Source organism: Hymenobacter jeongseonensis (assembly GCF_015694725.1).
GTDB lineage: Bacteria > Bacteroidota > Bacteroidia > Cytophagales > Hymenobacteraceae > Hymenobacter > Hymenobacter jeongseonensis.
On sequence record NZ_JADQDQ010000001.1, the window covers coordinates 518,578 to 537,306 of the forward strand.

Consider the following 18,729-nt stretch of genomic DNA (forward strand, 5'->3'; position numbering starts at 1 on the left):
AAATGCGTCGGGGCCCTTTTCTTTGTCCGGCCGGCGCTGCTGCCGCGTTTCTCACTTTCCCCTGCTCGCCAGGGCTATTCAACCGTTATGTCAAGTAGCAATGCCGCCGGGTTTGGGTTGCAAGCAGTGCCGATGCTGGAAACCAGCCGCCTGCTCATGCGCGGCTACCGGGCCGATGATTTCGCCGCCTACGCGGCCATGGGCCAAGCCCCCGACTTCTACCGCTACCTCAGCCCCGGCCCCATGCCCACTGAGGACGTGTGGAGCATGCTGCTGCGCAGCACCGGGCACTGGGCCCTGATGGGCTACGGCTTCTGGGCCATTGAGGAAAAAGCCAGCGGCCGCTTCATCGGGGCCATCGGGTACGTGGACCGCAAGCGCAACATCGAGCCGCCGATTGGCGACACGCCGGAAATTGGTTGGGTTTTGGCGCCCGACACCCACGGCCAAGGCTATGCTACCGAGGCCGTGGCCGCCGCCATTGCCTGGGGCGATGTGCACTTTCACCACGCCCGCACCATGTGCATCATTCATCCCGATAACCAACCGTCGCTGCGCATTGCCGAAAAATTTGGCTACCGCGAATACGCCCGCACCACCTACAAAGGCGAACCTATTGTGATGCTGGAGCGTGCCGGCCGCGGGTAGCATCTTTGCTGCTATTCAGCCTCCACTACTAATTGTATGCCTACGCATTTTGACAGCATCATTTTTGACCTCGACGGCACCCTTTGGGATGCTTCGGCGGCCATCACCCTGGCCTTTCAAACGGCCCGAAACAGCGTCGGCTACATCGATAACGACGTGACCCTGGCCCAGGTGCAGGCCGTGACCGGCCAGCCCTACGAAGTGGTGTACGAACGGCTGTTTCCCAACCTGCCCGCCGATAAGTTTGAGGAGTTTCGTGCGCTTTGCGCCCGCCACGAGTTGCAGGCCGCGCAACAGCCCGGCGGCACGTTGTATTCCGGCCTGGAAGCGGTGTTGGGCTACCTGCGGGGCCGGGGCTACCGGCTGTTCATTGTCAGCAATTGCCAGTTGGGCTACGTCGAGGCGTTTTTTGAGAACAGCCGGCTGGCTTCCTATTTCGAAGGCCACCAGTGCTTTGGCACTAAGAAGCTGCCCAAGTCGGAAAACATCCGGCAAGTGGTGGCGCAGTTTGGGTTGCAAGCGCCCGTGTACGTGGGCGACACCCCCGGCGACCTAGCGGCCAGCCAGGCCGCGGGCGTCCCGTTCATTTTTGCCACCTACGGATTTGGCCAGCTCACGGCGGCCGAAGCCCCGGTGCGCATCGACCAGCTCAGCGACTTGCAGGCGATTCTCTGAACGAAATGCCCGCCGTTGCCCCATCTGCAAACGCGGCTTAGCGCTGGCTTTCCAGCGTTTGCATGGGCGTGGCTACTTCCACGTTTGAGGTGTTGGGGAAGGCCAGGAAATGGGTGACGCGCGGCGCCTCCGGCCCGCGGTGAAACTGGCGCACCTGGGCCTCCACGGCCAAGTCTTCGCGGGTGAAGCGGTGGTGCTGGCGCTGGTGCTCGCCCCAAGTGGCCACGTAGAAAAACTCGGTGATTTGGGTGGGCCGGGCCACGTCGGAGAACACGCCGGCCCGCAGGGCGCCGTCGCGGAGCCGCAGCCGTTTGAGCTGCTCGGCCGCGGCCCGGAAGGCGGGCCAGTCGGCGGGTTCTACCTGGTATTCTATCATCACCACCACGGGCCCGTCGTCGGGGTCGATGTGGTTGTCGGCGTCGGGGTCGGGCCAGTGTTCGGCGGGAGCCAGGTCGAGGTTTTCGGCCGAGCGCATGGGGAAGGGCACGGCCAGCAGGGCGCTGAGCAGCATCCAGCCGGCGGCCACCAGCAGCGCCATTTCCAGGGTGCTGTGGTCGGCCAGCTGGCCCCACACCAAGCTGCCCACCGACATGCCCGCCTGAAACACCAGCATGTAGACGCTAATCACGCGGGCCTGCACCCATTTGGGCACGCTCAGCTGCACGGTGGTGCTGAAGCTGGTCATCACCATCAGCCACGCAATGCCGGAGCAGAACATCACGGCGTACAGCAGATAAATCTGGGTGATGAGGGCCAGGGCCACGTTGGTGCCCGCAAATACCAGCACGCCCAGCAGCACGCGCTGGTTGAAATTGAGCCGGTTGCCCGCCCGGCCCATCAGAAACGCGCCGGTCACGGCGCCCGCCCCCAGCCACGACAGCATGACGCCGTAGTGCCCCGAGCTCAGGTTCAGCTTGCGGGCAATCACCACCGACATCAGCCCCCACATGGCCGCCGTGCCAAACGAGAAGGCAAACGTGCGCACCAGCACCCCGTAAATGGCCGGCGAATACTGCACGTAGCGCATGCCGGCCCGCAAGGCCCCCATAAAATTCTCGGTCGGGCCACTGGTCACGGTCGCTTCGCGCTTCCAGAAGTACACCACCAACCAGGTGCCCAGAAACGAAATTCCATTCAGGGCAAACACCCACCCCGGCGAGTAATAGGCAATGACGGCCCCGCCAATGGCCGGCCCAATGGCCCGCGCAATGTTGTTGCTGACCCCGTTCAGGGTAATGGCAAAGGGCAGGGCCGTGCGGGGCACCAGCTCCACGGTCACGGTTTGCCAGATGGGCGCGTTCAGGGCCGCGCCCATGCCCAGCAGAAACGTGAAGCCCAGCACGCCCAGCGCCGAGATGCCGCCCGTGAGCGTGAGCACGCCCAGCACGGTGGCCACCACCGCCATAAACGCCTGCGTGAACAGCAGCAGCTTGCGGCGGTCAATCAGGTCGGCCATGGCCCCGGCGGGCATGCTCAGCAGAAAGGCCGGCAGGCTGGTGGCCGTCTGCATCAGGGCCACGAGCAGGGCCGAGGTGGTGAGGGTGGTAACGAGCCATACGCCGGCCACGTTTTGCATCCAGGTGCCCACGTTCGACACCAGCCCCGCAATCCAGACGGCGCGGAACACGGTGTACATAAAAGGCGTCCAGAGCGTGGCCTTGGCGGCGGGAGCAGGAGAAACGGCAGCAGAATCAATCATCGAAAAGCACAAGGAACCCACGCTGCTTAACAAGCAAGCGGCGCGAATGGCTTCCTACGGCTTTCCCGGTTGTCCGTTGACGGCTTTATCGCCGCTGCGACGACTCGCGCACCAGCAGCTTGGGCTTGAGCACGATGGGCCGGGGCGGGCCCTGGCGATTGGGCCCGCTTTTCAGCATTTTCTGGAGCAGCTGCACGGCGGTTTTGCCCATTTGCTCGCAGCGTTGGTCCACGCTGCTCAGCATGGGCTCGGTGAGGCTGGTGAACATCTCGTTGCTGAACCCGACGATGGCGATGTCCTGCGGCACGCGCATGCGGTGGGTTTTGGCCACTTGCAGGGCGCCCACCGCGGCCAGGTCGTTGGAAGAAAACAAGCCATCGGGCCGCTTGGGCAGCTTCACGAGCTGGCGCATGGCCTGGATGCCGCCCTTCTGGCTCATGTCGCAGAACACAATCAGTTCCTCGTCGATGGGCAGGCCGTGGGCGGTGAGGGCGTCGCGGTAGCCTTGGTGGCGGTTTTTGTGAATGTTGAGGTGCAGCGGGCCCGTGAAATGGGCAATGCGGGTGCAGCCCTGCTCGATGAGGTGGGCCACCACCTGGTAAGCCCCCTGGTAGTCGTCGAGCATAACGGAGCTCACGTTGCTGCCCCGGAAATCTTCCATCACGCGGTCAAAAAACACCAGCGGAATGTTCTGTTGGCGCACCTCCTCGAAGTGGCTGTAGTTGTGCGTGCTGTTGGACAGCGACACCAAGATGCCTTCCACTTGGGAATTCATCAGCAGGTCGATGTTTTTCTGTTCCTGGCGGGCGTCCTCGTTCGACTGGCAAATCATCACGTTGAAGCCCAGCTTGGCCGCCTCGGTGGCGATGCCGTGCACCACCTGCGGAAAAAAGTGCCCCGTGATGTGCGGCACCAGCACGCCTAGCGTGTTGCTGCGGCCCCGGCGCAGGCCGGCGGCCAGCTGGTTGGGCTTGTAGTGCAGCTCTTCGGCCAGCTGGCGCACCCGCTGCTTGGTGGCTTCGCTCACGTCGTCGTGGTCGCTGAGGGCCCGCGAAATGGTGGAAGGGGAGAGGCCCAGCGTCTTGGCTAGGTCAGTTATGGAAGCGCGGCGATTGGCCATCTGAAAGTTGTAGCGAGGTGAATAAATACCCGCGCCCCGGGGATAAGCCGGTGGCGACAAGCCCTGACACTGCCGGAGAAAAATCGGACAAGGCCCAATCAGTGCTCCGGCACTGCATGCTGACAATGGACCGAAAGCAGGCCGGCCGCTTCGTCGCAAAGCAGCCCTTTCGGCGATAGATGGGAATTCTCGCGCAATCTACTAGCCACAGAGGAATACCACGGTGCGCGAAAAGGAAAAACAGGCCGTGCCGGTCATCGCACCGATTCTTCTGAGCAGGCGCAGCACCACCGAGTTGGCGGCGCCAGGGTGGGGCTTATTCCACCACCAGCCCGTATTTCGAAACCACGCCCAGCAAGCCGTGCAGGCTGAAGCGGGCGTTGAGCAGCGGGTTGCTTTCGGGGTCGATGGTGAAGCCGGTGGCGGTGGTGAAATCGGCGCCCACCAGCTGGGTTTTTTGAAAGACGGCGCCGGCCAGCGAACAGTCTTGAAAAACGGCGCCCGAGAGGTCGGCATCGGCAAAATCGGCCTCGTCCAGTGCGCACCGCTCGAAGCGCGTGGCCGGCATCTTGCGCCCCGCAAAGGAGACGTAGCGCATCTGGCAGTGGTCGAAATGCACCCCGAACAGCATGTCGCGGCAGGCCATAAACTGCAAGCCGAGAAGCTTGCATTCGGCAAAGGCCACGTTTTGCAGCGCCGTGCCCGCCAGCCGCACCGCCGACAGGTTGCAGCGTTCAAACAGGCAGTCGGCAAAGCGCTTGTGGCTCAAGTCAGCCCCGGTAAAATCGCAGTTGATGAAGTGGTACTCGTCGAATTCGGGCTGGCCGGCGAGGTGCCGCGCATCCCAGCCTTCAACCACCTGGCTTTCGGGGAAATAGTCGGGCTTGCGGGCCGTCGAAACGGGTTTGCGGCGTGGTTTCATGGGCGGTTTGTTCTTGGGCAAAGGTAGCCCCGGCCACAATCCTGCCGTTTGCCCCGCTACTGCTTCACCACCCGCTGCGTGCGGCTGAAACCAGGGCCGCTCAGCTGCAGCACGTAGCTGCCGGGCGCCAGCCGCGCCGTGCGGCGCAGCAGTTCGCGCTGCAGCACTTCGGCCGGGCCCTGCAGCGTCAGCACGCGCTGGCCCAGCAAGGAGGTCACTTCCAGCGTCAGGGGCTGCGGGCCGGGCACGCCCGCAATGCGCAGGGTGAAAGCCCCCGTGGCGGGATTGGGAAATACCTGCAGCTCTACCCCAGCGCCGGACTTGGCGGTGGCCGTTACCACGCTCTTGAAATTCAGGCCAATAAGAATCGGGTCGTGGTCGGAGGAGCGAAAGGGGCTGGTGATGTCGGTGTTGGCCCCGGCCACGCTGTATTCCAGAAACACCGGCTCGCTGGCGTTGATGTGCCATTTCTCCACGGCCGCGTGGCCCGCCAGGTTGGGCGTGAGCACCGCGTGGTCGAGGGAGCCGCTTTGGCCGCTGAACACGTAGGAGGCGCTGCTGGGCGGGCTGCCGACCAGCAAGCCGGCGGCGCGCAGCAGGTCCATGGGGTCTTCTTCGTAGTTGGCGTTGTAGTCGCCCACGCTCAGCACGTAGCGCGTGCCGGCGGGCTTCACCACGTCGTTGATAAACTGCACCAGGCCGGTGGCCTGGCCTTTGCGCCGCAGGTTCGACGCGCCCTGGCCGTCGCCCTGGTCGGCGTTGGCGCCGCTGCCGCTGGCTTTCGACTTGAAGTGGTTGACGATGAGGGCGAATGTGTCGGCCACGGCCGTGCGGGTGGTGAAGAGCTGGGCCACGGGTGGGCGCTCAAAAATGCCGGTGGCGGGGGCCAGCAGCACGTTGCCGTAGGGCGTGAGCACCGCCGGCTTGTAGAGAATGGTGCAGCGAATGAGGTCGGTGTTGTTGGGCTGGCGGAAGGCGCCGTCTTCCACGAAAGCGTAGGTGCCCGCGCCCAGGGCCTGGTTCAGGCCGTTCACCAGGTCCTGGATGGCGGAGTTGGGGCCGGTGCCGTCGTTTTCGATTTCAATCAGGCCCACGGCATCCGCATTCATCTGAATAAGGGCAGCGAGAATTTTGCTGCGCTGGCGGGCAAAATCGGCCGGGGTGTCGGCACCGCGCGAGGTGGGAAAGCCGCCGCCCAGCCCGTCGCCGTTGAAGTAATTCAGCACGTTAAAGCTGGCCACTTTCACATCGATGGGGCCGAAAGTGGGCACCGGCGGCCGCACCACGGTTACCACCGGCGCATCGGGGCCGGCCAGGGGCTGCACGCGCCACCGGCCGTTGCCATAGCCCAGAATGCCGCGCAGGCTGGCCACGGTGCTGCCCACGCGCACGGTTTGGGTGGCGGGGTCGAGGTAGGGGATGGGCTGGGGGCTGGTGGCGGCGCGCCCGTCATCGAGCAGCAGTACTTTGCTGACATTGGCCACCTGGTAGGCCGTCACGGCCGCTGCGTTGGAGGTGCCCGCGCTGCTGGTGCCGGTGGCCGGGTCGTCGTTGGGGTCCACAAATTGGGTGGGCTGATACACTAGGCCGCGGGTCGAAATGGTCAGCTCGCCGCGCGATTTCACCGCCCCGACATCCGACACAGTGACGGGGGCGGAAAACTGCACCCGCATGCCTTCAAACGCCTCGGCCGTCGCGCTCGAATACGTGGCATTGTCCACCAGCGCAAAAGCCGGCAACGCGTTGCCGCTGGACAGCACCGTGACGACCGGCCCGGTGAGCACGGCCTGGTTGAACGACGGCGTGGAGGCAATTTCCTGCACCAGTCCGCTGATGCGCACTTTCTGGCCCACGGCCACCGTCGGGTTGGTTTGCACCACAAACAGCGCGTCGGAAGTAGCCGGGTTGCCATCGGCGCCGGCCGCCTCGTTCTGGAGGTAGAACCCGGCCGGGCTCAGGCCGGCGTACACGCCGGTCACAATGCCCTCCACCGTGTAATTGCCGGTAGTGGCCAGCACCCCCGTGCCCTGAATGACGCCAATGGGCGTGAGCTGCTGGGCAATGCTGGGAGTGGCAACGGCTACCACACCGGCCACCAAGAAAGCAGGCGTAAAAAGTCTCATCTAATTCAGAATGCGGAATGTAAAAACCAGGGCTACAAATGTACCTGAATTTGACCCGGTGGCCGTGGATGATTGGTTCCGCTTAGCTGGCCCAAAAAGGCCCGTGGAGCGCGGGGTAGGACGGCCTTCCCAGGGCCAGTTATTCACGCGTCCGGCCTAAACTTTCGGGGTAGTCCTGGCTTGTTAGCCCGTCCCCGTCTTTCTAACAGAACTTCCCATGCGCACCATCAAGCAGCAGCACCGCGCCATCAGCGCCCCCATTGCCGACCTTACTACTTACCGGGCCCTGCCCACGGAATCCGTCGAACACATCGACCCGTTTTTATTCCTGAACCACCACGGCCCGCAGGTGTACCGGCCCAATAACAATGGCCTACCCTTCGGCCCGCACCCGCACCGGGGCTTCGAAACGGTGACGTTTATTCTGGAAGGCGACATCCTGCACAAGGACAGCAGCGGGCACGAAAGCGTGATTGAAGCCGGCGGCATTCAGTGGATGACGGCCGGCAGCGGCCTAATTCACGCCGAAGTTTCGTCGGATAATTTCAAGCAAAAGGGCGGGCCGCTCGAAATCCTGCAGCTGTGGGTGAACCTGCCGGCCAAGGACAAAATGGTGGCCCCGCGCTACATCGGCCTGCAAAAAGAGGAAATTCCGACCGTGACGCTGGACGGCGGCGTGGTGGTGCACGCCGTGTCGGGCACCTGGGGCGGCACCGCGGGCGCCGTGCAGCCGCTGGCCGATGTGGCGCTGGCGTGGCTGGAGTTTCCGGCGGGCGCGGCCATTACCTTGCCCATCGCGGCGGCGCGCAGCATTTTCTTCTACGTGGTGCGCGGCAGCCTGCGCGTGAACGGCGCCGACACCCAGGCGCTGCAACTGGTCGAGTTCAACCACGACGGCGACGAGCTGACGATTGAAGCCAACACCGATGCCGTGCTGCTGCTCGGCCACGCCCTGCCGTTCCACGAGCCCATCGTGTCCTACGGGCCGTTTGTGATGAACACCGAAGCCGAAATTCAGCAGGCCTACCGCGACTACCAGCGCGGGGCTTTTGGCAGCTGGAAGGGATAAAAACCAGGGAATTCCAACTTCAGTGTAACCGGACGGGGTAGTTGGCGGTTGGGGCTACGTTTACGGGTGCATGCCCGGTTTTTTTGGCTGCAGTGTCCGTGCCGGAACACTCCTTTTTGTTCTTTTTAGTTGAGTAATAAACCCGCGCGTTCGCTTTATTTTGAAAACGCCAACGGTCGCATTTGGGAAGAGCCCGAAGGCTACCTGCGGCTTGAGTACCGGCCCGGTCCGCGCGAAATCCTGCAGTTTCGGGCGCTGCTCACGCACGTGGCCCAGGCCCTAAGCCGCCGGAATTGGGATAAAATTCTGGTGGACCAGCGCGACATGGCCCCCTTCAGCCCGGCCGAGCAGGCCTGGATGACCAACGAATGGCTGCCCTACGCCGTGCAAAACCACGGTTACCGCTACGGCGCCGTGCTGGTGGCCAACAACGTGTTTGCCCGCCTTTCGATGAACCAATTGGTGATGGCTACCCGCAACTTGGCCCACACCTACCGCACATTTGAAGCCGAAGCGCCGGCCATGGTATGGCTGCTGGAGCAGCGCTAACCGGGCCTCGGTTCGCGGAGCAGCAAAGCCCGTTTGGCGTGTAGCTTTGGGCACACATTATTCTACCTCAGCATGTTCAAAACGTTCGTGTTCCTCGCGGCATTTGGCTTGGCTGCGCCCGCCGCCTTCTCCCAAACCGTACCGGCTTCGCCAGCAGCCAGAGCGCCCCAATACGAGTACTGCATTTTGGTGCTTAACAGCAGCTATTTTGATGGCAAAGATGTACGGTTAGAGTTCGGGCAAAGCGTAAAAAATGCTCCTCAAAATCTTGAATTGACACAGGCCAATGCCACCGTTCGCAAGCTGGCTTCGGTGCCGGGAGCTCTCAACTACATGAGCAGCCAGGGCTGGGAGTGCACCAACGTTACCACTCTCTCATCTGGAACTTCGATTCCCGACACTGGCTATCTACTGCGGCGTGCCAAGTAAGCAGGCTCGCGCCTAGCTCACTTTTTCGGCTACCTCGGCGTCCACCTGCCCGGCTAGCAGGTCCTCGAAGGTCTGGCGGCGGCGGATGAGCCGCAGATGGCCGTCTTCCAGCAGCACTTCGGCCGGGCGGGTGCGGGAGTTGAAGCTGCTGCTCATCTCGAAGCCGTAGGCGCCGGCGTTGTGAAAAGCCAACAAGTCGTTTTCGCGAATTTCCGGCAGCAGCCGGTCCCAGGCGAAGGTGTCGGTTTCGCAAATGTTGCCCACCACCGTGTACAGCCGCTCCGCGCCCTTGGGGTTGGTCAGGTTGCTGATGTGGTGGTAGCTGTCGTAGAACATGGGCCGAATCAGGTGGTTGAAGCCCGAATTGACGCCGGCAAACACCGTGGCGGTGGTTTGCTTCACCACGGCAACATTTACCAGCAGGTAGCCGGATTCGCTCACCAGGTACTTGCCCGGCTCGAACCAGCACTCCAGCGGCCGGCCGTATTCCTTCTCGAAGGTTTTGAACGCCTCGGCCACCTGCTTGCCGAGCGTGTTCACGTCGGTTTCGGCATCGCCGGGTTTGTAGGGCACTTTGAAACCCGAGCCCAGGTCCAGAAAATCCAGCTCGGGGAAGCGGCCGGCGGCATCGAACAGGATTTCCAAGGCCCGCATGAACACGCCCACGTCCTTGATTTCGGAGCCGGTATGCATGTGCAGGCCCTTCACGTGCAGGCCGGTGCCCTTCACCACGCGCTCCAGGTGCCGCAGCTGGTGAATGCTGATGCCAAACTTGCTGTCGATGTGGCCGGTTTGAATCTTGTAGTTGCCGCCCGCCTCAATGTGCGGGTTCAGGCGCACGCACACCGGATACGAGCCGCCAAACGTGGCCCCAAACCGCTCCAGCAGCGAGATATTATCGATGTTCAGATTAACACCCAGGTTCTTGGCTTCCACCAGTTCCTCAAACGTCACGCTGTTGGGCGTAAACAGGATGTCATCCGGCGCGAAGCCCACGTGCAACCCCAGCCGCACCTCGTTGATGCTCACGCAATCGAGTCCCGACCCCAGGCCGTGAATGTGGCGCAGAATGCTCACGTTGCTCAGTGCCTTGCAAGCGTAGAAAATGCGGGTTTTGTGGCCCGAAAATGCTTTTTTAAGCTTGGTGTACTGACCGGTGATGGTCGCGGAGTTGTAAACGTAAAGGGGGGTGCCGAACTGGTCGGCAGCAGCGCGCAGCGCATCGTTAATACCAGACATAATCACAAAAGTAAGACTTGTAAGCGCCGTTGATAATTTGACGCCCCAAGAAGAACGTCATGCAGAGCGCCGCGAAGCATCTCGCGTGCAGAAAGTAAACCAATCGCCAAGGTTAGCAGTGGCCCGCGAGATGCTTCGCGGTGCTCTGCATGACGTTCTTTTAACTATTTAAAAACTCTCCGTATGTCCACTCCTCCAGCCCTCGAAGTATGGCTGCGCGGCCCCTTGCCCGGGGTGCCACCGCTGCTCCAGCCCGTAGCCCACGCCCTGCTGCAAGCCCGCGAAGAACTCATCGCCGCGATGCAAGGCTTCCCGCCTGAACTCATCAACGAGCGGCCTGCCGGTGTGGCTTCCGTGGGCTTCCACCTCCAGCACCTGGCCGGCGTGCTCAACCGCCTCCTGACCTATGCCCGCGCCGCGCCCTTATCGGAAAGCCAATTCGCCGATTTTCATGCAGAGACTCCGCCGCTGCCCATTACCCCAGATGCGGTGCAACGGCTGGTGCAGCGTTTCAGTCAGGAAGTTGATAACGCTCTCAACCAGCTAAGCGCCACCCCCGAAAGCAGCTTGGCTGAAGTGCGCGGCGTGGGTCGGGCGCAGGTCTCTTCCACCGTCATCGGCATCCTGACGCACGCGGCAGAGCACACCACCCGGCACTTAGGCCAGCTGTTGGTCACGGCCAAGTGGGTGCGGAATGTAGCGCGGACTCTGTAGTCCGCGTCCTCGCGCCATACGGTGACCGTTTCGGTAGCTGCCGGGGACACGGACTACAGAGTCCGCGCTACTGAGCTACCGCTGTCCGGCTGCCGCTTGCACCCGCGGCTTGGCCCGCTCGTACTGCACTGGCCACGGCATCTCCGTGCCCAATTCGTGCGCCGCATACAGCGGGAAATAGGGTTCGCGCAGGAATTCGCGGGCCAGCAGCACCACATCGGCCTGCCCGTTGGCCAGGATGGCTTCGGCCTCGGCGGGCGTGGTGATGAGGCCTACCGCGCCCGTCAGGATGCCGGTTTCCTGCTTGATGCGCTCGGCAAAATGTACCTGGTAGCCAGGGCCCACGGGAATGGGCGCCTTGGGCACATTGCCGCCGGTAGAGCAGTCAATCATGTCCACGCCGCGCACTTTGAGCATGGCGGCCAGCTGCACCGATTCGTCGGCGTTCCAGCCGCCTTCGGTCCAGTCGGTAACAGAAATGCGCACGATGAGCGGCAATTCCTCGGGCCACACTTCGCGGGTGGCGGCTACTACCTCCAGCAGCAGGCGGATGCGGTTTTCAAACGTGCCACCGTATGCATCGGTGCGGTGGTTGCTCAGCGGCGACAAAAACTCGTGTAGCAGGTAGCCGTGCGCCGCGTGCAATTCAATCACCTGAAAACCGGCCGCCAGCGACCGCGCCGCCGCGGCCCGGAAATCGGCAATTACCTGCTGCACGCCGGCCGCATCGAGGGCTTGCGGGGTGCCGTAGGTAGGGGCAAATGCGATGGCGCTGGGGCCTACCGGAAGCCAGCCGCCCTCGTTTTGGGGCACGGCGCCTTCGCCTTTCCAGGGGCTATAGGTGCTGGCTTTGCGGCCGGCGTGGGCCAACTGAATGCCGGGCACACTGCCTTGGGCCGTGAGAAAGTCCGTGATTCGGCGAAGCATGGGCACGTGCTCATCTTTCCAGATGCCCAGGTCGTCGGGGCTAATGCGGCCTTCCGGCGATACGGCCGCCGCTTCGCTAATGATGAGGCCCGCCCCGCCCACGGCTCGCCCGCCGAGGTGCACGAGGTGCCAGTCGGTGGCAAAGCCATCAACGCTGCTGTACTGGCACATGGGCGACACCACAATGCGGTTTTTCAAGGTGACGCCGCGCAGGGCGAGGGGTTCAAATAGCTTTATCATGAGACAGATTCAAATGGAAACACCAAGCCGGCTAAACCTGGTTTTGGGCGTGAAGGTTATAAACCAACCAAGGCAGTTAGGAATCCAAATGAACGTCATGCAGAGCGCAGCGAAGCATCTCGCGTGCAATAGTGAATGGTTCGATATGCTGCGCTGCGCGCTGCATGACCGTGTACCGTATGTTGATAATCTGCCGAATTGAAGGCGCACGTACTACACGCAAGGTTTGCATTTCCCAAACTCCTGCCTAACTTGCCATTGCATTCACCACCAACATGCTCCAGACGCGCTTCTTTTTTGGCTATTATTACTTCTACGCCGCCGCGTAGAACGAGCCGCTGTTTGTAGCTAACCCAACAAACTTTTCCAGCGCCGCTCGTTCATCGGGAAGGCGCTTTTTTAATGCCCATTTGCATCATGGTACCCACGCAGCAGGTCTTTTTTACTTACGGTTATTACTTCTTCTATCTGAAGAAGCCGGCCCGCTGTTGCCAGTGTTAACCACCACACTCGCTGCCAACAACCCCAGGGCCCCGCACAACGGAGGCCCTTTTTTATTGCTCAGTTTCAACGTTTAACTCATGCCCCAGCACGTATCCATTCAGGGTTTCCAGGGAAGCTTCCACGAAGTAGCCGCCCGCCAGTATTTCGGGGCCGCGCCCGCGTTGTTGGCCTGTGCTACGTTTGGCGCGGTGGTGGCCCACGTGGTGAACGGTACCGCCGAAGCCGGCCTGATGGCCATGGAAAACTCGCTGGCTGGCAGCATCCTGCCCAACTACCTGCTGCTGGAGCGCCACGCCGTGCAGGTGACGGGCGAAGTCTATTTGCCCATTCACCAGCATCTGTTGGCCCTGCCCGGCACCACGCTGGCGGAGGTGCAGGCTGTGCACTCGCACCCCATGGCCCTGCGCCAGTGCGGCGAGTTCCTGGACCGCCACCCGCATTGGAAACTGGTCGAAACTGACGACACCGGCCATAGCGCTCAATTGCTGGCCGAAAACCGCACGCCCGGTGTGGCCGTGGTGGCCGGCGCCCAGGCCGCCGAGCAGTTCGCCCTGCAAGTCCTGGCGCCCGCCATCCACGACGACCCGCACAACTACACCCGTTTCCTGGTGCTGCAACGGGTCGACACCGCCCAGCCCGACCCACAGGCCGATAAAGCGTCGCTCTATTTCTACACCAGCCACGCGCCCGGCAGCCTGGCCGCGGTGCTTACCCGCGTGGCCGCGCACGGCCTCAACCTGAGCAAGCTGCAGTCGTGCCCGCGTCCCAGCCAGCCTTGGCATTACGGCTTTCACGCCGACGTGGAATTTGACTCGCGGGCTCAGTTGGAGGGCTTGCTCACCGATTTGGTAGCGGTGACGGAGGAACTGCGTGTGCTGGGCGCCTACCGCCGCGGGCAGTGGAACACGGCCCCCAGCGACACCGCTACGGCCCCAGCGGCCCAACAACTGGCTTAACAATCATGACAACGAATTCCGAAACCCGTATGCAAGTGCCCGTTGCCAGCCGCCTGGCCCACACCGGCGAATACTACTTCTCGCGCAAACTGCGTGAGTTGGCCGCCCTCAACGCCGCCGGAGCCAACATCATCAACCTGGGCATTGGCAGCCCCGATTTGCCGCCGCACCCCAGCGTGACGGCCGCTCTCACGGCCACTGCGGCACTGCCCACGGCTCACGGCTACCAGGGCTACCAAGGCACGCCGGCCCTGCGCGGCGCCATGGCCGATTTTTACCAGCGCCACTACGATGTGGCCCTGGACCCGGCCTCCGAAATCATGCCACTGCTGGGCTCAAAAGAGGGCTTGATGCACATCGGAATGACATTTTTGGAAGCCGGCGACGCGGTGCTCATCCCAAACCCCGGTTACCCGACGTACCGCGCCGTAGCGGAGATTTGCGGGGCAGAAGTGCGCGAGTACGACCTCACCGCAGCCACCGGCTGGCTGCCGGACTTGGACGCGTTGGCCCAAACCGACCTTGCGCGGGTGAAGCTGATGCTGGTGAACTACCCGCACATGCCCACCGGCACGGCCGCCGACTTGCCCTTTCTCACGCGCCTTGTGGCCTTCGCCCGGCAGCATGAAATCCTGTTGGTGCACGACAATCCCTACGGCTTCATCCTGAACGAAACGCCGCCCATCAGCCTGCTGGCCGTGCCCGGCGCCCGCGAAGTGGCTCTGGAACTGAACTCTCTCAGCAAATCGCACAACCTGGCCGGCTGGCGAGTGGGAATGCTGGTAGGCCGGGCCGATTTGCTGGCCGACGTGCTCCGTTTCAAAAGCAACATGGATTCGGGCATGTTTCTGGGGGTGCAGCAGGCCGCAGTGGCCGCGCTGGCATTGGGCGACGACTGGTTTACGGAGTTGAATGCCACCTACCGCGCCCGCCGCGAGCTGGTGGTTGAGTTGCTGCGCGCCTTGGGCTGTGCGCCCGCGCCGGGGCAGGTGGGCCTGTTCATCTGGGCCGCCGTGCCCACCGGCTTTGCCGATGGCTATGCCCTCAGCGATGCCGTACTAGCTGATTCGCGGGTGTTTCTGACGCCGGGCGGCATCTTTGGGAGCAATGGAAATGGGTACGTGCGCGCCAGCCTCTGCCAGCCGGAAAGCGTGCTGCGCGAGGCGTTAGCACGCGTAAATACTTGGAAAAACGCACAAAAGGCAGGTCATGCTGAGCCTGCCGAAGAATCTCTACCGCAGCAGTGATTCTAATCCATCGCAACGAAGCGGGCGAGATGCTTCGACTGCACTCAGCATGACCGTTTTATATCAAGCAACAAACCAAATGAACGTTACCATCATCGGTCTGGGCCTCATCGGTGGCTCGCTGGCGCTCAGCTTGCGCCACCACGGCTTGGCGCAGCGGCTCATTGGGGTGGAGGCCAACGACGCCCACGCCCGCCGCGCTTTGGAACTGGGCTTGGTCGACGAAGTCGAAGCCGACTTGGACAGGGCTGTGCGCCAAGCTGACCTCATCGTCGTGGCCGTGCCCATGGACGCCATGGTGGCCGTGCTGCCGCCCGTGCTCGACACCACGGCCGCGCATCAGGTCGTTATCGATGTGGGCTCGACCAAGCAGGCACTGCTGGCCGCCGTGGCCCAGCACCCCAACCGGGGCCGTTTTGTGGCCGTGCACCCCATGGCCGGCACCGAGCACTCGGGCCCCGAAGCGGCTATCAATGGCCTGTTTGAGGGCAAAACCGTGGTGATTTGCGACGCGGCCAATAGCGACGCCGACGCTGTGCGCATCGTGGAGCAACTGTTTCACGCGTTGCCCATGCGCCTGCTCTACCTCGATGGCGCCGACCACGACTTGCATACCGCGTACGTGTCGCACATTTCGCACATCACCTCGTTTGCCCTCGCCCTCACGGTGCTCGAAAAGGAGAAAGAGGAACAGCGCATTTTTGACCTGGCCAGCGGCGGTTTTGAGTCCACGGTGCGCCTAGCCAAAAGCTCGCCCGCTACATGGGTGCCGATTTTTCGGCAGAACCGGCTGAACGTGCTCGATGTGCTCGATGAGCATTTACACCAGCTCCAGCACTTGCGCGAACTGCTGGCGCAGGAAGACTACCAAGGCCTCACCGAGCAAATTCAATTGGCAAATCACATTCGCAAAATCCTGCCGTGAGAAGCAGCTAATCAAACAAAAAAGCCCGTCATGCTTTGCTGCGTGCTGCATGACCACAAACAGAAACAAAATCAACCCCAATACCCATGATACCGACCATGAAATCCGCGCTGTTCAACCGGCAGCCCGACGACAAACCGTTCCTCATCTCAGGGCCGTGCTCGGCCGAAACCGAAGAGCAGGTGCTCGATACCTGCCAGCGCCTGGCCGCTACCGGCAAAGTGCAGGCCCTACGTGCCGGCATCTGGAAGCCGCGCACCAAACCTGGCATGTTTGAGGGCGTGGGCACCAAGGGCTTGCCGTGGCTTAAAAAAGCCAGCGAGCTTACCGGCCTGCCCATTGCCGTGGAAGTGGCCACCGCCAAGCACGTAGAAGACTGCCTGGCTTTTGGGGTCGACATTCTGTGGGTGGGCGCCCGCACCACCGGCAACCCGTTTTCGGTGCAGGAAATTGCCAACGTGCTGCGCGGCGTGGACGTACCGGTGCTGGTCAAAAACCCCATTCACCCTGAACTAGAGCTGTGGGTGGGCGCCGTGGAACGGTTGCAAAAAGCCGGCCTCACGCACGTGGGCCTCATTCACCGGGGCTTTTCGAGCTACGGCAACACCGATTTTCGCAACGCCCCGATGTGGCACCTGCCCATCGAAATGAAGCGCCGAATGCCCGAAATGCCGCTGCTCTGCGACCCCAGCCACATTTGTGGCCGGCGCGACACGCTATTCGCCGTGGCCCAGCAGGCCCTCAACCTCGGGTTCGACGGCAACATGATAGAATCGCACCAGAACCCCGACGCGGCCTGGAGCGACGCCAAGCAGCAAATCACCCCGGAGGTACTCCGCGACCTCATTGAGGGCTTGGTGTGGCGCCACGAAACCACCGACCAGCGCGAATTCCTCACGGCGCTGGCCAGTTTCCGCGAGCAAATCAACCAGCTCGATGCCGAGATTATGCAACTGCTGGGCCGCCGCATGGCCGTGGCCGAGAAAATCGGGCAGTACAAAAAGGAAAACGACATCACCATCCTCCAAACCGCCCGCTGGAACGAGGTGCTGGAGCGCGCCACGCGCCAGGGCCAGTCCGTGGGCCTCTCCACCGATTTTGTGGAGCAGTACCTGGCCGCCGTGCACCTGGAATCCATCACCCACCAGAATAAGGTGATGGAGGGCTAGACGGCAATGCAAGCAAAACGGCCCCGTTCCAACCTCACCTGAGGAGGGGACGGGGCCGTTTTGTGTGCATTGCTGAAGTTATTCTTAGTTGCCCATCGCCAGGTTGGAGATGCTTGCGGTGGCGGGGGCGTGCTTCTTCAGATACGCCCGGGCTTCTTTGTGGAGGTCCGACTTGCGCTCGGCTTTTTCCAGCACCAAGCGGTAGTAGCGCCGTGCCTCCTCGGCGTTGTTGGATGAGGCGGCCAACCGGCCCAGATTGACCACCGAAAACAGATAAAAGCCACTTTTAACCTGGCCTACCGTTTCGCAAAACACAATGCAGCGCCGGTAGTAATCCTGGGCGGCGGCCGTGTTGCGGCGCCGGTGCTGCTCTACGTAGCCGAGGTAAAAAGCCGCCATGCGCCCGCTGTAGGCCTCGTAGCCGGGCAGGCCGCGGTTCACCTTGGCCAAGATGTCGCGGCTGGTGCGTTCGCACTCGGCTAGCTCGCCCTGGGCAAAGCTGTTCTGGGCGTGGGCCCGCTGAAAGCAACTGTTGTCCGGGAAGTCTTTGGTGAGGGTTCGGGCCGATTCCAGCGCGGCCGCCGTTCTGTTTTCGGTGGTGCTGCCCAGGATGCGCATGCGAAAAAACCGGGCTTCGGTGGCCGTATAGAAGCCGTTTTGCGCCACGTTGCTGAGTTGGGCGAGGCCAGTGGCCCGGTTGCCACGCGGGAAAAACAGCAGTACCGGACGCAGCAAGGGGTATTCTTCGCCAATCCAAACGGCGTAGTAGTTGAACAAGCCCTCGCCAAACACAAATTCGGGACTAAGGCCGTTGGCCTCGCGGCTTTTTTGCAAATACGTGAGCGCACGCTTGCTGCTCACGGTGGCTTTGGCCCAGTCGCGGCGCTCGGCGTGCAGGCGGGCATCAAAACCGTAGGCGGCCGAGAGGAAAAACGCGGCTTCGTAGTTGCGCGAATCGGCCCGGTACATGGTTTCGGCCTTGGTGATGGCCGTGTCCATGTAGGCGAAGAAAAGCTTGTCGTACTGCTTGTTATGGGTGTTGCTGGGCATTATTTTCCACCACGTATTCAGCCCCAGCAGGAAATAAGCCATGGGGTGCTGCGGGTAGCGCCGACGCAACGACCGGAACTGCTTTTCGGCTTGGTCGAACTTGAAGTTGTAGAGGTTGTTCACGGCCCCGCCCAGCTCCGTTTGGATGTCAGCGTTGAGCAGGAGCCACTCTTTGGTGTCAACGGCGGCTGGCGCTACATACACGTCCTCCAGGTCGACGCCCGGCATAGAGCGCAGCGTGTCGGCCGGACTCGGCAACGCGGGGGCGCTCGGGCTTTGCGCTTGTGCGCTTCCTAAGGCGATAAAAAGCAAAAAGGCGACCCGCAGCAACTGCAACGGCCGGATAGAAAAGTAAATTTGCACCATTGGCAATAATAATATGATTAAAAAAATAAAGTGGTAGTGTGGGCAAACGGAGACGAAAACCTGATTATCTCTAATAACAAACGTTTTAACGCCTCTTAGGTCAATCTACAGAATTAATTCGACAAAGATAATTAATTGAACAATTCGGCCTTCGCCTC

General features: G+C 62.1%; 17 protein-coding genes. 10 read left to right on the plus strand and 7 right to left on the minus strand.

Features of this window, described 5'->3' with window-relative positions; all coding sequences use genetic code 11:
- Nucleotides 1-87 precede the first annotated feature (87 nt).
- Together I2I05_RS02215 and I2I05_RS02220 are read left to right on the plus strand one after the other, a co-directional pair.
- On the plus strand, nt 88-648 hold the full coding sequence (locus I2I05_RS02215) for a GNAT family N-acetyltransferase (RefSeq protein WP_230688085.1): 561 nt from the start codon (nt 88-90) through the stop codon (nt 646-648).
- 36 nt (nt 649-684) lie between these two features.
- A complete protein-coding gene (locus I2I05_RS02220; protein WP_196280565.1) occupies nt 685-1,323 on the plus strand; it encodes an HAD family hydrolase in 639 nt (212 codons plus the stop codon).
- A gap of 37 nt (nt 1,324-1,360) precedes the next feature.
- Here the strand turns inward: I2I05_RS02220 and I2I05_RS02225 are convergent, their stop codons facing one another.
- The 4 genes from I2I05_RS02225 to I2I05_RS02240 all read right to left on the minus strand — a co-directional run bounded on the left by I2I05_RS02225 (nt 1,361) and on the right by I2I05_RS02240 (nt 7,187).
- Nucleotides 1,361-3,022 (minus strand): MFS transporter, encoded by a 1,662-nt coding sequence (locus I2I05_RS02225; RefSeq protein WP_196280566.1) that lies wholly within the window; start codon nt 3,020-3,022, stop codon nt 1,361-1,363.
- 85 nt (nt 3,023-3,107) lie between these two features.
- Entirely contained in the window at nt 3,108-4,142 is a 1,035-nt protein-coding gene (locus tag I2I05_RS02230; RefSeq protein WP_196280567.1) for a LacI family DNA-binding transcriptional regulator, read from the minus strand.
- 316 nt (nt 4,143-4,458) lie between these two features.
- Entirely contained in the window at nt 4,459-5,064 is a 606-nt protein-coding gene (locus I2I05_RS02235; RefSeq protein ID WP_196280568.1) for a pentapeptide repeat-containing protein, read from the minus strand.
- Between the two features lie 56 nt (nt 5,065-5,120).
- Nucleotides 5,121-7,187 (minus strand): ExeM/NucH family extracellular endonuclease, encoded by a 2,067-nt coding sequence (locus I2I05_RS02240; RefSeq protein WP_196280569.1) that lies wholly within the window; start codon nt 7,185-7,187, stop codon nt 5,121-5,123.
- 217 nt (nt 7,188-7,404) lie between these two features.
- Between I2I05_RS02240 and I2I05_RS02245 the strand changes: the two genes are divergently transcribed.
- The 3 genes from I2I05_RS02245 to I2I05_RS02255 all read left to right on the plus strand — a co-directional run bounded on the left by I2I05_RS02245 (nt 7,405) and on the right by I2I05_RS02255 (nt 9,234).
- Nucleotides 7,405-8,256 carry a pirin family protein gene (locus I2I05_RS02245; RefSeq protein WP_196280570.1) on the plus strand — a complete coding sequence of 284 codons (852 nt, stop codon included), beginning with the start codon at nt 7,405-7,407 and terminating at the stop codon, nt 8,254-8,256.
- Nucleotides 8,257-8,385: 129 nt separating this feature from the next.
- On the plus strand, nt 8,386-8,805 hold the full coding sequence (locus tag I2I05_RS02250) for a hypothetical protein (RefSeq protein ID WP_196280571.1): 420 nt from the start codon (nt 8,386-8,388) through the stop codon (nt 8,803-8,805).
- Between the two features lie 72 nt (nt 8,806-8,877).
- Entirely contained in the window at nt 8,878-9,234 is a 357-nt protein-coding gene (locus I2I05_RS02255) for a hypothetical protein (protein WP_196280572.1), read from the plus strand.
- A 12-nt stretch (nt 9,235-9,246) separates the two neighbouring features.
- Here I2I05_RS02255 and lysA read toward each other — a convergent pair whose 3' ends face one another.
- Nucleotides 9,247-10,473, minus strand: coding sequence for a diaminopimelate decarboxylase (gene lysA, locus I2I05_RS02260; protein WP_196280573.1), 1,227 nt, complete (start codon nt 10,471-10,473; stop codon nt 9,247-9,249).
- Nucleotides 10,474-10,656: 183 nt separating this feature from the next.
- Between lysA and I2I05_RS02265 the strand changes: the two genes are divergently transcribed.
- Complete coding sequence (locus I2I05_RS02265; RefSeq protein ID WP_196280574.1) at nt 10,657-11,187, plus strand: DinB family protein; 531 nt, start codon at nt 10,657-10,659, stop codon at nt 11,185-11,187.
- Between the two features lie 75 nt (nt 11,188-11,262).
- Here the strand turns inward: I2I05_RS02265 and I2I05_RS02270 are convergent, their stop codons facing one another.
- Nucleotides 11,263-12,354, minus strand: a complete 1,092-nt coding sequence (locus tag I2I05_RS02270; protein WP_196280575.1) for an NADH:flavin oxidoreductase/NADH oxidase — start codon at nt 12,352-12,354, stop codon at nt 11,263-11,265.
- Between the two features lie 581 nt (nt 12,355-12,935).
- Between I2I05_RS02270 and I2I05_RS02275 the strand changes: the two genes are divergently transcribed.
- The 4 genes from I2I05_RS02275 (at nt 12,936) to I2I05_RS02290 (ending at nt 17,155) form a co-directional block, all read left to right on the plus strand.
- On the plus strand, nt 12,936-13,814 hold the full coding sequence (locus tag I2I05_RS02275) for a prephenate dehydratase (RefSeq protein WP_196280576.1): 879 nt from the start codon (nt 12,936-12,938) through the stop codon (nt 13,812-13,814).
- 5 nt (nt 13,815-13,819) lie between these two features.
- Nucleotides 13,820-15,061: a pyridoxal phosphate-dependent aminotransferase gene (locus I2I05_RS02280; protein WP_230688086.1), complete on the plus strand. Its 1,242-nt coding sequence runs from the start codon at nt 13,820-13,822 to the stop codon at nt 15,059-15,061.
- A 79-nt stretch (nt 15,062-15,140) separates the two neighbouring features.
- Nucleotides 15,141-15,986, plus strand: a complete 846-nt coding sequence (locus I2I05_RS02285) for a prephenate dehydrogenase (RefSeq protein ID WP_196280577.1) — start codon at nt 15,141-15,143, stop codon at nt 15,984-15,986.
- Between the two features lie 86 nt (nt 15,987-16,072).
- Nucleotides 16,073-17,155, plus strand: coding sequence for a chorismate mutase (locus tag I2I05_RS02290; RefSeq protein ID WP_230688087.1), 1,083 nt, complete (start codon nt 16,073-16,075; stop codon nt 17,153-17,155).
- 84 nt (nt 17,156-17,239) lie between these two features.
- Here the strand turns inward: I2I05_RS02290 and I2I05_RS02295 are convergent, their stop codons facing one another.
- Nucleotides 17,240-18,571 carry a tetratricopeptide repeat protein gene (locus I2I05_RS02295; protein WP_230688088.1) on the minus strand — a complete coding sequence of 444 codons (1,332 nt, stop codon included), beginning with the start codon at nt 18,569-18,571 and terminating at the stop codon, nt 17,240-17,242.
- Nucleotides 18,572-18,729: the final 158 nt, after the last annotated feature.